At 59.9% G+C, this 13448-nt stretch carries 12 protein-coding genes; 5 read left to right on the top strand and 7 right to left on the bottom strand.

The window, feature by feature from the left end; genetic code table 11:
- Nucleotides 1-72: 72 nt before the first annotated feature.
- From WA928_RS02380 to WA928_RS02370, 3 genes are read right to left on the bottom strand one after another with little or no spacing between them, the layout of a single operon-like run.
- Nucleotides 73-1176: an NAD(P)/FAD-dependent oxidoreductase gene (locus tag WA928_RS02380; protein WP_350379572.1), complete on the bottom strand. Its 1104-nt coding sequence runs from the start codon at nucleotides 1174-1176 to the stop codon at nucleotides 73-75.
- Nucleotides 1177-1190: 14 nt separating this feature from the next.
- Nucleotides 1191-1871: a GntR family transcriptional regulator gene (locus WA928_RS02375; RefSeq protein WP_424299075.1), complete on the bottom strand. Its 681-nt coding sequence runs from the start codon at nucleotides 1869-1871 to the stop codon at nucleotides 1191-1193.
- Nucleotides 1868-2560, bottom strand: a complete 693-nt coding sequence (locus tag WA928_RS02370) for an MBL fold metallo-hydrolase (RefSeq protein ID WP_424299072.1) — start codon at nucleotides 2558-2560, stop codon at nucleotides 1868-1870. Before WA928_RS02370 ends, WA928_RS02375 begins: the two co-directional genes overlap by 4 nt.
- 246 nt (nucleotides 2561-2806) lie before the next feature.
- Between WA928_RS02370 and WA928_RS02365 the strand changes: the two genes are divergently transcribed.
- From WA928_RS02365 to WA928_RS02355, 3 genes are read left to right on the top strand one after another with little or no spacing between them, the layout of a single operon-like run.
- Nucleotides 2807-3781: a TRAP transporter substrate-binding protein gene (locus WA928_RS02365; RefSeq protein WP_424299069.1), complete on the top strand. Its 975-nt coding sequence runs from the start codon at nucleotides 2807-2809 to the stop codon at nucleotides 3779-3781.
- Nucleotides 3778-4332, top strand: coding sequence for a TRAP transporter small permease (locus WA928_RS02360; RefSeq protein WP_424299066.1), 555 nt, complete (start codon nucleotides 3778-3780; stop codon nucleotides 4330-4332). The genes WA928_RS02365 and WA928_RS02360 overlap by 4 nt, the downstream gene beginning before the upstream one ends.
- Nucleotides 4332-5636 (top strand): TRAP transporter large permease, encoded by a 1305-nt coding sequence (locus WA928_RS02355; RefSeq protein WP_424299063.1) that lies wholly within the window; start codon nucleotides 4332-4334, stop codon nucleotides 5634-5636. The genes WA928_RS02360 and WA928_RS02355 overlap by 1 nt, the downstream gene beginning before the upstream one ends.
- A gap of 102 nt (nucleotides 5637-5738) precedes the next feature.
- Here the strand turns inward: WA928_RS02355 and mfd are convergent, their stop codons facing one another.
- Nucleotides 5739-9212 carry a transcription-repair coupling factor gene (mfd, locus tag WA928_RS02350; protein ID WP_424299592.1) on the bottom strand — a complete coding sequence of 1158 codons (3474 nt, stop codon included), beginning with the start codon at nucleotides 9210-9212 and terminating at the stop codon, nucleotides 5739-5741.
- A gap of 219 nt (nucleotides 9213-9431) precedes the next feature.
- On the opposite strand from mfd, the gene WA928_RS02345 reads away from it, so the two are divergent.
- Both WA928_RS02345 and ispF read left to right on the top strand, forming a co-directional pair.
- Entirely contained in the window at nucleotides 9432-10154 is a 723-nt protein-coding gene (locus WA928_RS02345; RefSeq protein WP_424299060.1) for a 2-C-methyl-D-erythritol 4-phosphate cytidylyltransferase, read from the top strand.
- Nucleotides 10151-10648, top strand: a complete 498-nt coding sequence (gene ispF, locus WA928_RS02340; protein ID WP_424299057.1) for a 2-C-methyl-D-erythritol 2,4-cyclodiphosphate synthase — start codon at nucleotides 10151-10153, stop codon at nucleotides 10646-10648. Before WA928_RS02345 ends, ispF begins: the two co-directional genes overlap by 4 nt.
- Nucleotides 10649-10659: 11 nt before the next feature.
- Here the strand turns inward: ispF and WA928_RS02335 are convergent, their stop codons facing one another.
- The 3 genes from WA928_RS02335 to ompR are packed head-to-tail and all read right to left on the bottom strand — an operon-like array spanning nucleotide 10660 to nucleotide 13426.
- Nucleotides 10660-11208 carry a peroxiredoxin gene (locus WA928_RS02335; RefSeq protein ID WP_424299054.1) on the bottom strand — a complete coding sequence of 183 codons (549 nt, stop codon included), beginning with the start codon at nucleotides 11206-11208 and terminating at the stop codon, nucleotides 10660-10662.
- A 45-nt stretch (nucleotides 11209-11253) separates the two neighbouring features.
- Complete coding sequence (locus WA928_RS02330; protein WP_424299051.1) at nucleotides 11254-12645, bottom strand: ATP-binding protein; 1392 nt, start codon at nucleotides 12643-12645, stop codon at nucleotides 11254-11256.
- 46 nt (nucleotides 12646-12691) lie between these two features.
- Nucleotides 12692-13426: a two-component system response regulator OmpR gene (gene ompR / locus WA928_RS02325; protein ID WP_424299048.1), complete on the bottom strand. Its 735-nt coding sequence runs from the start codon at nucleotides 13424-13426 to the stop codon at nucleotides 12692-12694.
- Nucleotides 13427-13448 lie beyond the last annotated feature (22 nt).

Genomic DNA, 13448 nt, shown 5'->3' with positions numbered 1-13448 from the left:
TGAGAAAGACCATTTTCTATTTTGAGGTGGAAAGCAGTCAAGTTGATGATGTGCACCAGACTGGCGGCTGGATCATGTCAACCGCAGTACAACTTCATCGGCAATGGCCAGCGCTGCGGTGAGGCCGGGTGACTCAATGCCGTACAGATTAACGAGCCCGTTTACCCCATGCACCCGCGCGTCCTGAATGATGAAATCGGTGTCCCCGGGGCCAGCGTGCGCCAGCTTGGGGCGTACGCCTGCATAATCAGCATGCAGGGTCCCGTCGGGCAGTTGTGGCCAGTACTGACGGATCGAGGTATAAAAGCTATCGGCGCGTGCCGGGTCTACATCGTAGGCGATATCGTCCACCCACTGCACATCTGGGCCAAAGCGCGCACGCCGGCCCAGATCCAGGGTGAGGTGCACGCCGAGGCCGCCTTTTACCGGCACCGGATAGATCAGGTGCGAAAAGGGTGAGGCAACCGAGAGTGCATAGTAGTTGCCCTTGGCCAGCTTGAGCCTGGGGATGGTGTCAGCGGGGATGCCTGCCAGCTTGGCAGAGATTGCCGTTGCCTGCAAACCTGCGGCATTGATCAGCCATCGGGCGCGGATCTCCATGGGCTGTGTGCCGCCCACCTGCAAGACGACGCCTTCTTTGCCATCTGCTGATCCGGACACTACCGGTGAGCACAAGGCCAGCATGCCGCCAGCGGCTTCCAGATCACCCTGCAATGCCTGCATCAGGCCATGGCTATCCACAATCCCCGTGGAGGGTGAATGGAGTGCAGCCACGCACTGTAATGCCGGCTCTTGTGCCTGCGCCTGGGGAGCCGTCAACCATTGCAAGTCGTCCACACCGCTAGCCTTTGCGTTGGCAGCCAGTGCCTTGAGGGAGGGCAGTTGCTGGTCGTCGGTTGCAACGATGAGTTTGCCGCAGCGCCAGTGGGGTACACCGTGTGTTTCGCAATAGGCATAGAGCGCCTTGTGCCCCTGGATGCAGAGCCGCGCCTTGAGTGAACCCGGTGGGTAGTAGATCCCCCGATGGATGACTTCGCTATTGCGCGAACTGGTGCCCGTGCCAATGGCTGATTCGGCTTCCAGGACGATGGTTTCGTGCCCTGCAAGTGCGCACGCCCGTGCAACCGCCAGCCCCACGACACCAGCGCCAATGACAATGCAATCGACTTCTTCCACGCAGCTCTCTCCTGTTACACGGTCGCATGCAGCGGCATTCTGTCGGTGTGCAGCACTTCCCAGCGCCGCCGCGTCGGCTGCATATGATCGACCACCAGGTGAGCCAGTGCGGTCCGGTCTTGCCGTTCGACAGCGCGGATCATCGCCGCATGCTCGTGCACAGCCTGTTGCAGCCAGGCAGGCTCCACAATGCCGTACGAACGGATGGGATTCGAGACCTCGGTATAGAAAGCAATCGCCTTGCACAGCTCGTGGTTGCAACTTAAGGCAAACAGCTGATCGTGGAACTCATCATTCAATTGATGGATCAGGCTGACATCGGCTTCTACCGACACAGCTGCTGCATGTTTGACATGCGTCTCCTTGAGCACCGCCAAAGCAGCCGCATCTGCAGGCAAGGGCATGATCATGGCTGCATCGCGCTGCAGCAGCTCGCGCATGTGATAGATCTCGTCCACTTCTTTGCGCGCGAAGTCTTTGACTCGAGCGGATTTTGATCGTGGTTTGACCACAATGCGCCGGCCCATAAGCTCTTGGATGACGGATCGCACGACGTGGCGCTTGGCATCGAAGCGATCCATCAGCGTGTCTTCGGTGAGTTCCTGGTTTGGGCGCAGGCGCCCAAAAATAATATCCGCCTCTAGAATCTCCACGATCTCGGCGGCAGAGGTATTGCGGGGTGGTTGGGGGGTCATCGCACAATCAACTCCAGGCGCATCGGTTCGTCCCACATCCAGCCGGTAGGTGTACGGCGCAGCTCTGGGAAATGTCCCGGCACGACGACATCGGCGTTGTCGGCAATCCAGGCAAGCGTCTGGGCCGAACGCGTTTGTGGATCAAACTCGCTGGCCGAATGGCCGCCCGCCAGTTCTCGGTAGGTTTTGCAGGCATCGCCCGCCAGTACCACCCGTCGGCCATCGTCTGCCGTGTAGTGCAGCAGGTAACTGCCGGGTGTATGCCCGGGGGCATGCCGGTAAAACAGGCCCGGAAGCAGTTCGCCTTCTGGCTGGTCAAGTAAATGCAGTGGCTGGTCTTGCAGGTAGTGGTTCATCCCGGTGCTGCAAAATGGATCTTCATCGGCAGGTTTGCGGGCGTAAGACCACTCTTCGGCGCCCAGGTAGATGTCTGCTTGTGGGAATAGGTCTACGTTGTTTGCGTGGTCGAAATGCAGGTGTGAAAGGAATACCATGCGGATATCGGCAGGTGTCAGGCCGTGCTGCTTGAGCCCAGAGAGCAGCATGAGGCGCGTGAGGTGATGACCCGTATCGAACAAAACAGGCCCGTAGCTATCTACCAGAACAAGCACCGTGGTGGAGAACCCGAAGAAGCCCTCCTTGAAACGCAGGCTGTTGCCTTCGACCAGGATGGCGTGGTGTATCGACATGGCATCCTCCTCAGTGAAATATAAAATTATCAATAACAATGTCGATACTATAACTCTAATGTGTGTTCTGGTATGTGAGTAGTGGCCATATATCGTGATGGCTAGAGTGCGTACAAGAGATGGTTACTAGGGTTTCCGCTAATTCAGCAATAAAAATTAGCCATCTAAAAACTATTGATAGTATTATCAATTTAGTAGTCAAACAGACGATTCCTTGTATTTTTATTCAAGACACCGGGGGAGACCATGGCAGCATTCAAGACAATCGCGGCAGGGCTGGCGATCACACTGGCAAGCGTAGGCGCACAGGCCGAGACGTGGCAGATGGCCACTCCCTACCCTGAGTCCAACTTTCACACAAAAAACGTATTGCAGTTTGTCCAGGACATCCAGGCCGCCACCGATGGCAAGCTGGAGATCAAGGTGCACTCCGCGGGGTCGCTCATCAAGCACCCCGAAATCAAAAATGCAGTACGCTCGCGCCAAATCCAGATAGGAGAATTTTTCATCTCCATCCTGTCTAACGAAAATCCCATCTACGCCTTGGATTCCGTGCCTTTCGTGGCTACGTCGTTTAAGGATGCCCGCAAGCTCTATGCCGCCTCCAAGCCTGAGCTCGAAAAAGAGCTTGGCAAGCAGGGCTTGAAGGTGCTCTATTCGGTGGCCTGGCCGCCCCAAGGGCTGTATGCAGACCGCCCCATCGAGAAGATCGAAGACCTGAACGGCCTCAAATTCCGCGTCTATAACTCACAGCTGGCACGCCTGGCGCAATTGGTCAATGCGGTGCCTGCTCAGGTTGAGGTTCCGGATCTGGCACAAGCCTTCACCACCGGGCGGGTTAACGCCATGCTGACAGCCACGTCCACGGGCGTAGACTCCAAAGCCTGGGATTACCTCAAGTATTTCTATGACGTAAAGGCGTATTTGCCCAAGAATGTCGTGGTTGTCAACCAAAAGATATTTGACGCGCTGCCTGCAGGCGAACAAAAAGCCATTCTGGATGCTGCCGCCAAAGCCGAAACCCGGGGCTGGGAAATGGCCGAAGCCGACCACCAGGCTAAAAAACAGGTGCTGGCTGATCACGGCATGCACGTCAGCGACGGCAGTGATGCCCTGAACAACTCATTGCACAAGATTGGCGCCCAGATGGCCACCGAGTGGAGCAAGCAAGCAGGTCAGATGGGCGAAACGGTGCTCAAGGCCTACCATGATGCCCAATGATGCGTAAATCACTGGATACGCTCTATCAAGTGACCGGCCTGCTGGCGGCCGCGTCACTTGTGGGTATCGTCGTGGTGGTGTTTGGGCAGGTGGTACTCAATATCTTCGATTACACCACCACGCGGCTGTTTGGAGTCAGCTTTGGATTGCTGATCCCCTCCTACACGGCCCTCTCCGGCTATGGCCTGGCATTTGCCACCTTTCTGTCGCTAGGCTTGGGATTACGCCAGGCCGCCCATATCCGGGTCACGCTACTTGAAGTTCGGCTGCCACACCTGCTGCAGCGCACCACCTTGACAATCATCGCGCTGATCGCCAGCGTCGTGGGCGCACTATTTACCTACGGTCTCGGGCAACTCGCTTTTCAATCCTATCAATGGGGTGATCGCGGTACGGGGTTGCTGCGTGAACCACTCTGGATACCGCAACTGGTCATGTGCGTTGGCGCCCTGGTCTTTACGATCGCCGCAATCGATACGCTTTGCGAAGTGTTGCGCCGCGGGCGCAGCGACGCACTTGCCACTGATAACCATGCCGAGGAAGCCACCTGATGTCCGCCTCCTTCATGTCACTTATATTGCTGCTTGTGCTGTTTGGCAGCCTGGCTATTGGGCTCTGGATTTCGATTGCCCTGTTTGTCACCGGGCTGGTGGGTGTGGTGTTGTTCTCTAGTGCGCCGATTGCAGATGTGCTGGGTACCAACATCTGGACATCCTCCACCGAATGGTCGCTCGCGGCTCTGCCGCTCTTCATCTGGATGGGTGAAATCCTGTTTCGGTCGCGGATGTCCAAGGATCTGTTCACGGGGCTTGCCCCCTGGATGCGTTCCGTTCCCGGCGGTTTGGGACACGTCGGCATCCTGGCCTCCGGCATCTTTGCCGCCGTCAGCGGCTCATCGGCGGCTACCTGTGCCACGGTAGCCAAGGTGGCCGTACCCGAGCTCAAAGCCCGTGGCTACGACGAGCGCCTGGTGCTGGGCACTGTGGCAGGGTCTGCCACCCTCGGGCTGCTGATTCCGCCCTCCATTATCATGATTGTTTACGGTGTGGCGGCCGAGCAGTCCATCGCGCGGCTGTTTATCGCCGGCGTGCTGCCAGGGCTGGTGGTGATTGCCCTCTACATGAGTTATGTGGCGCTGCAGTCACTCACAGGGCGTGCAAAAACGCCGCCTAAAGATCCCCCCACCACGTTGCTCCAAAAATTCCAGGCATCACGCAGGTTGCTCCCGGTTGTCCTGCTGATCGCCGGTGTTGTGGGGTCTATCTATCTGGGCCTTGCCAGCCCCACTGATTCCGCCGCAGTGGGTGTGGTGCTGGCACTTGCCATGAGCTGGTGGTTTGGCGATCTGACCTGGCAGTCCTTCAAGGAAGGGCTGATTGCAGCCACCCTGTCCTCATCGATGATTGCGTTCATCCTGGCCGGGTCTGCGTTTCTGACGCTTGCCATGGGTTATTCGGGGCTGCCCGCTACGATCGCTGGCTGGATCACCGGCATGCAACTCAGCACGTATACATTCTTGGCGGTGCTTACCGTGTTCTTCATCATCATGGGGTGCTTTTTGGATGGCATCTCCATCGTGGTGCTTACCACGGCGGTACTGCTGCCTGCTGTGCAGGCAGCTGGCATCGACACCATCTGGTTTGGTGTGTATCTCGTGCTGGTCGTCGAGATGGGGCAGTTAACACCGCCCGTGGGGCTTAACCTGTTTGTGCTGCAGGGCATGACAGGCCGCGACATCGTGTTTATTTCCAAGGCTGCGTTCCCCTTCTTCGCCATGCTCATCCTGGCAGCGGCGATCTTTACCGTCTTCCCGGATATCGTGATGGTGCTGCCACACATGATGTACGGTAGCTGATTGTCTTCACGCACCAAACGCTGATGGCACCTTGGCCGAAAGCCTGGGTGCCATCGGCGTTTCGGCTGACAGGGGTCAGGTGGGGCGTGCAATGGTGGCTTTTTAAGCGCCACCCAGGCGTTGCAGCAGGCCGCGCAGTTTTTGTACCCGGCCAGGCACATCCACGCTACCGCCGAAGGTGACTTTCAGCTTGTCCGGGCCATTTAGTTTTACCTGACGGTCCTGCTGCACGAGTTCAATGACACGGATGGGCTCGACCTTGGGTTGTGCCGAGAAATGAATAGATGCCTGGGTATCGCCGGCATCAATTTTGATGATCCCCAGGGATTCGGCCAGCAGGCGCAGGCGGTGCAGGGACAGCAGCGTGTGGCCGGCATCAGGCAGCTTGCCATAGCGGTCGATCAGTTCTTCCTGGATCAGGGTCAGGGTATCGGCATCTGCCGCATGAGCCAGGCGTTTGTAGAAACCCAGGCGGGCCTGTACATCGGCGCAGTAATCTGAGGGCAACAGGGCTGGCCCGTGCAGGTTGATCTCGCATTGTGAACCAAACGGGGCGTCCAGATCGGGTTCTTCGCCGGACTTCAACGCTCGTACGGCCGCTGCCAGCATGTCGTTGTACAGGCTGTAGCCAATTTCCTGGATATTGCCGGATTGCGATTCGCCCAGCACCTCGCCGCTGCCGCGGATCTCCAGATCGTGCATGGCCAGGAAAAAGCCTGACCCCAGCTCTTCCATCGACTGGATGGCTTCCAGACGTTTTTTGGCGTTGCTGGTGATGGCGTCCTCGCCGGGTGTCAGCAGATATGCGTACGCCTGGTGGTGGGACCGCCCCACGCGGCCGCGCAACTGGTGCAGCTGGGCCAGGCCCAGCTTGTCGGCCCGGTGGATGATGATGGTGTTGGCCGAGGGGATGTCGATGCCGGTTTCGATAATGGTGGTGCACAGCAGCACATTGCTGCGCTGCTGGTAAAAGCCTTTCATCACCTCTTCAAGCTCGCGTTCGCCCATCTGGCCGTGAGCCACGGCGATGCGGGCTTCGGGAACCAGCTCTTCAAGCCGGGCGCGGCGGTTGCCGATGGTTTCTACCTCGTTATGCAAAAAGTACACCTGGCCGCCGCGCTTGAGCTCGCGCAAAATGGCTTCGCGGATGGTGCTGCCGTCTTCGCGCCGGACAAACGTCTTGATAGCCAAGCGTTTTTGTGGGGCCGTGGCAATCACCGAGAAATCGCGGATGCCTTCCAGCGACATGCCCAGCGTGCGCGGGATGGGGGTGGCCGTGAGCGTCAGAACGTCCACTTCGGCGCGTAAGGCCTTGAGGGCTTCTTTCTGGCGCACGCCAAAGCGGTGTTCCTCATCGATGATGGCCAGCCCCAGGTGCTTGTAGCGCACCTCTTTGGACAGCACCTTGTGGGTGCCAATCACAATATCCACGGACCCATCGGCCAGGCCGGCGATGGCCTTGCTGGTTTCCTTACCGGTGCGAAACCGGGATAGCTCGGCAATCCGTACGGGCCAGTCGGCAAATCGTGTGGCAAAGTTTTGTGCATGCTGTTCGGCCAGCAAGGTGGTGGGGCACAGCAAGACCACTTGCCGGCCGTTCATCACTGCCAAAAACGCGGCACGCAGTGCGACTTCGGTTTTACCAAAGCCCACGTCGCCGCACACCAGACGATCCATGGGCCGGCCTGAGGTCATGTCCTCGATGACGGCGGTGATGGCCGCAGCCTGGTCGGGGGTTTCCTCAAACCCGAATCCTTCGACAAAGGCCTGATAGTCGCGCGTGGGAAACTGAAATTTCAGGCCCTCGCGCGCTGCGCGGCTGGCATACAGGGCCAGTAGTTCGGCGGCGGTATCCCGTGCCTGCCGTGCCGCTTTGCGGCGGGTTTTCTCCCATTGGCCAGAGCCCAGTGGGTGCAGGGGCGCCTGATCGGGGTCGGCGCCGCTATAGCGCGCAATCAGGTGCAGTTGCGACACCGGCACATACAGGGTGGCGTCGTGTGCGTACTCCAGGTGCAGCAGTTCCAGCGGGCCGTCGCCCAGATCCATGCTGACCAATCCCCGATATCGGCCAATCCCGTGCTGTACGTGTACCACCGGGTCACCGATATGCAGCTCGGCCAGATCACGCACCATGGCGTCGATATTGCTGTGCTGCTCGAATCGCCGACGCCGGCCGCGGGCGGGCCTGGATGCCTGTGCGGGGTAGAGGTCGTTTTCGGTCAGTATCGCCAGGCCTGCGGGGGGCATCAGAAAGCCGCCGCTCAGGGGAGCGACGATGACGGAAAAGCGGATATCGCTGTCGAGAAAATCCTGCCAGGTGTCAAAGGTTGCGTCAGGGGGCAATTGATAATCGGCCAGCAACTCGGAGATGGTCTCCCGCCGGCCTGCAGAATCCACACATAGCACAGTGCGCAGCCCTGGCGATTGCACGTGCTGGCGCAAGCCGGCCAGGGGATCCTCGGCCCGGCGATTGATGGCCACCACAGGGCAGGGGGCAAAATCCGTATGTGTCTGGTTGTTTACCAGCGCCAGCCGTGCCATCTCGCGCAAGCGCATATGAAACGCTTCGTCGTCCAGAAACAGCGTCTCCAGCGGCAGCACGGGGCGCTCGGGATCAGATTTTAAAAACTGCCAACGATTGTGCGCATCTTGCGTGAAGTGCTGGATAGCTGCCGGGGCATCCCCCAGGGTAATCGCCAGCGTGTCTTCGGGCAGATAATCAAACAGGGTGGCCGTCTGTTCAAAAAACAGTGGCAGGTAGTACTCCACCCCTGCAAACGCAATGCCGTTACCGATGTCTTTGTAGGGCAGGGCGCGGGAGGGGTCACCCTCAAAAATCTCCCGGAACCTGGCCCGGAAACGGTTGCGGGCGGCTTCATCCATCGGAAACTCGCGCCCGGGCAAGAGCTCGATCTCATGCACCGGGTACAGGCTGCGCTGGGTGTCGATATCGAAACTGCGGATGGATTCGACTTCACGATCAAACAGATCGATGCGGTAGGGCAGTGCAGACCCCATCGGAAACAAGTCGATCAGCCCGCCGCGGATGCAGAATTCGCCTGGAGCGCTTACCTGGGTGACATGGCTGTAATTGGCCAGCGTGAGCTGCGCCCGCAACTTGTCCTCATCCAGGGTGTCGCCTTGGCGAAACTGAAACGTATAGGCTGCCAGAAACTCGGGGGGTGCCAGGCGCACCAGCGCTGTGGTGACCGGCACCACCAGCACATCCACCTGGCCCTGGCCCAGTGCGTGCAGCGTGCGCAGGCGCTCGGAGATCAGATCCTGGTGCGGAGAAAAACTATCGTAGGGCAGGGTTTCCCAGTCGGGCATAAAGCGTACCCGCAAGTCTGGGTCAAAGAGTGCAATCTCCTCTGCCAGGCGTTGTGCAGCCAGGGGGTCGGCGCAAAACGCTGCCAGCGGGCGATGCAGCCGGCGGTTGAGGGCAGCCAGCCACAGCGCATCGCCAGAGCCGGGAGGGCGCGCCGTGACATACCGTTGGCCGGGTTTCAGGCTGGACTCGATGGTGTCCAGCGTAGCCATCAAAGGAAAAGGCGAGAGAGCAGAAAGATCTTGCATGAAGAGCGGTAAGGGCACCAGGCGGGGGGTATGCCGTCGAGGCTGGCGTGTGGCGCTGCGCAGCGTGTGTGCAGGCATGCCAGCGAAGGATCGTGTAAGGCTCACAGTATAAAGATTCAGCCGCCTCCGCGCGACTATGCTGCCCGTATAGGGTCATGGTAGGCCAGGCACAGGCGGTGATGTCCTGTTCTCTGGCCTGCTCGGCTAAAATCCGCTGTCATGGATCCTCATTTGATTGCCATTGTGCCTGCCGCCGGTGTCGGTGCCCGCGCCGCCGGTCCCGAAGGTCTGCCCAAGCAGTACCGCCTGCTGGGGGGCGTCCCTATGTTGCGCCGCTCGGTGCTGGCCTTGCTGGCCAATCCGCGGATTGCCCAGGTTCGGGTTGCCGTTGCGCCGGGCGATCCTCATGTTGCACAGGCACTGGATGGCCTTTCCGGTGTAGTCTGGCGGCCGTGCGGCGGGCCGACGCGCTCGGCCACCGTGCTGGCGGCGCTGAGGGATGCCGGCTTGCCGGCCGATGCCTGGGTACTGGTGCACGATGCCGCGCGCCCTGGCCTGGCGCCTGACGCCCTGGCGCGCCTGATTGACACCTGCCTGCAGGCTGGCCGTGGGGGCTTGTTGGCCCGCCCCGTGGCCGACACCGTCAAGCGTGCCGCGCCCGAGGCGCCTGCGCAGGTATGCGATACCGTGGCGCGCGAGCACTTGTGGCTGGCCCAGACGCCGCAGATGTTCAGGGCGGCAGAGCTGCAGGCGGCACTTCAGGCGTGTGTGGGGCTTGGCCACATCACCGACGAGGCCTCGGCCATCGAGCATCGGGGCCAGCAGCCGCTGTTGGTGCTGGGCAACCGTTTAAATGACAAGCTCACCTGGCCGGAGGACTTTGATTGGTTCGAGTCCTGCCTGCGCGGGCAGGCAGGCACACAGGTTTCGGAGATCCCATGACAGCGCAATGTCCGTTTCGAGTAGGCCAGGGCCACGATCTGCACGCTTTGGTGCCCGATCGGCCGCTGGTGATTGGCGGAGTAACCATTCCTTATTCGCTTGGCCTGGCAGGCCATTCGGATGCGGATGTGTTGTTGCACGCTGTCACCGACGCCATTTTGGGCGCAGCCGGCCTGGGAGATATCGGACGGCATTTTTCCGACCGCGACCCCCGTTGGAGTGGCGCGGATAGCCGTCTATTTTTGCGTGAGGCCGTGCGCCTGGTGCGCGAAAAAGGCTGGCAGGTAGTGAATATCGATGCCACCGTGCATGCCCAGGCCCCAAAGATTGGGCCTCATGCGCCTGCCATGGCGGCATGCATCGCCCAGGAAACCGGCGTGGATGCGGCGGATGTGAATATCAAGGCCAAGACCAACGAGGGCCTGGGATATCTGGGCCGCAGCGAAGGCATTGCTGCCAGCGTGGTTGCCTTGCTGGCCCGGATACCGGCCTGAGGCCGTTTTTGTTAAAGGGTGCTGCCGCCGATCGGGCGGTTGCAGGCGCACAGGCCTTCGGTAAGCAAAGCATCCAGGATGCGCAGGGTTTCTTCGGGGCTGCGTCCAACATTGAAATTATTGACTGACACGTGCTGGATGATGTTGTCGGGATCCACAATAAAAGTGGCCCGCAGGGCCACGCCCTCGGTTTTTTCGCGGATGCCGAGCTGATCGATCAGGGCGCCGGCGGTGTCGCTAAACTGATAATGGTTGAGCTTGCTGAGCTCGGGGTTTTCTCGCCGCCAGGCAAGCTTCACGTACTCGTTGTCGGTGGATCCCCCCATCAGGACGGCCTCGCGTTCTTCGAAGGCATCGGCCAGTGCATTGAAGCCGACGATTTCGGTGGGGCAAACCAGGGTGAAATCCTTGGGATAAAAATAAATCACTTTCCATTTGCCTGGAAAGGAAGATTCGGTGATGTCCTCGAAGGCAGAAACGCCGTTTTCCTCGTGCTGATTAAAACCGGGTTTGACACCGGTGACGCGGAAGGCCTCGAGCTTGTCGCCTATGGTTTTCATCGGGGCTCCTGAGTAATGGACGGCCAAGCGGGCCGCCCCTTCATTCTACGCTACAGATTTGTCGGCCGGCCGGGCCTTGGTCTTGGGGATTTCGATCCGTGCAAGCAACCCTTGGGAGGGTTGCGAGATGAGTTCGAATTTACCGCCTACCTGTCCCAGCAGGCGCTCGACAATCGACAGACCAAGGCCGGCGCCACTGACGCCAGTGCGGGCGGTTTCACCACGCGCAAAGGGCCGGAGCAGCCGCTGGACTTCGGCGTGCGGGATGCCGACGCCGCGATCCTGGACTTCGATGCGTAGCAGATTGCCGTTCTGATAGGCCCGTACGGTGATGTGCGGGCGGTCGTCGCTGGGGCTGTGGCCGTAGCGCCGGGCGTTTTCGATCAAATTACTGACGATGCGTTTGAGGTCGTTGGCGCTGATGCGCGCCTGCAGGCCGGGATCGATGCTGGATTTCAGCTCGCCACCCAAAGATTCAGTGTGCGAGCGCTCGCGCTCGGCGAGATCCTGCAGTACCCGGGAGACATCTATGCCGGTTTCAGGCACTTGCCCGGCCGGGCGGGCGTACTCCATCAACTGGCCGATACTGTGATTGATCTGTGCGAGGTCGTCGTCGATGGCCTGCCGTGCCTCGTCGCTCATGTGGCTCATCTCGATTTCAAGCCGAATCCGCGCCAAGGGCGTGCGCAGGTCGTGGGAGATGCCGGCCAGCATAATCTCGCGATCAGCCTCATTCTGACGAAGATCCCGGGCCATCCGGTTAAAAGCGATGTTCAGATCGCGGATCTCGATGGGGCCTTTTTCGGGCAGGGGAGTGGGCGTCTGGCCGCGGGCGAGTTCGCGCGCAACCTTGGCCAGCCGTGACAAGGGGTGGTTGATAAAGCGCACACTGATCGCTGCCCCCAGCAGAGCCAGCATCAGGGACGCGGCTACCCAGCCCAGCCACTCGCGACCCGTGGTCAAGCGCAGTTGATCGCGATCGAACACCAGCCAATACATCTGGTCGTCGATGTGAAAGCTGATCCAGATGCCCGGCACCTGATTGACTGCCCACATGATGGCTGTTTGTGATCCCAGGCGGCTACGGATCCCGCTGGAAACGTTATCCCAGTATGCGGTGTGGGGCAGGGGTTCGAGCACATCAGTGGATTCGCGCGGCTGCACCCGCAGGCTTTCCTGGGTGGCAAGATCAAGCAGCAGGGCCGGGCGCACTTTTTGGGGCGCGTACACCAGCGCCGAGCGGGTAATGCTGACGGTGGTGGAAATCCGCTGGGCCAGCTGCATGGCGCGCGGACCTTCTTCGATGTTGAACACCACCTGCAGCCAAGCGCCCAGGCTGATCAGGATCAGCAAGGCAATCAGCAGAAACGAACGCGTAAAGAGGCCCAGGCGCAGCCTGGGCAACAAAGAATGCCGCAGCCGTTTGACAAGCGTCATGAGGAAACAGGGCATGCCGGCCATGGGCCGGCATGCCGATCAGGGGTTATTGGCCACCATCGGGCACGAATACATAGCCCAGACCCCAGACGGTCTGGATGAAGACGGGCTTGGATGGATTAGGTTCAATCAGCTTGCGCAGGCGGGAAATCTGCACGTCGAGGCTGCGGTCGAAGGCTTCATATTCGCGTCCGCGGGCCAGCTCCATGAGTTTGTCCCGGGAGAGTGGAACCTTGGGGTGACGGGCAAATACCTTGAGCACGGAGAACTCGCCCGTGGTGATGGGCACGGAATCGCCGTCTTTGGTGAGTGTGCGGGTGGACAGATTAAGGATGTAGGGTCCGAACTCGACGGATTCGTTTTCCTGGCTGGGTGCCCCGGGATGTTCTTCGGTGCCGCGCCGGCGCAAAATAGCATTGACACGGGCGAGGAGCTCGCGCGGGTTGAAGGGTTTGGTGAGGTAGTCGTCGGCACCCATCTCGAGGCCCACGATGCGGTCGATTTCTTCGGCCTTGGCGGTAAGCATGATGATGGGGGTGTTATCGTGGTTGCCCCGCAAACGCCGGCAGATGGATAAGCCGTCTTCGCCGGGCAGCATGAGATCGAGCACCAGGAGATCGAAGTGCTCTCGTTGCCAGAGCTTGGCCATGTCTTTGGCGTCTTCGGCAACGTACACGTTGAAACCCTGCTCGGACAGATAACGCCGCAACAGGTCGCGCAAGCGCGGATCGTCATCAACGATCAGGATCTTGCGGGTTAGAGTCTGGTTATGAGTGTTCATGGGGAAAATGTAACAGGGTGAC

The organism is Castellaniella sp., from assembly GCF_049651205.1.
Lineage (GTDB): Bacteria > Pseudomonadota > Gammaproteobacteria > Burkholderiales > Burkholderiaceae_B > Castellaniella.
This window is presented reverse-complemented; position numbering and strand designations above follow the sequence as displayed.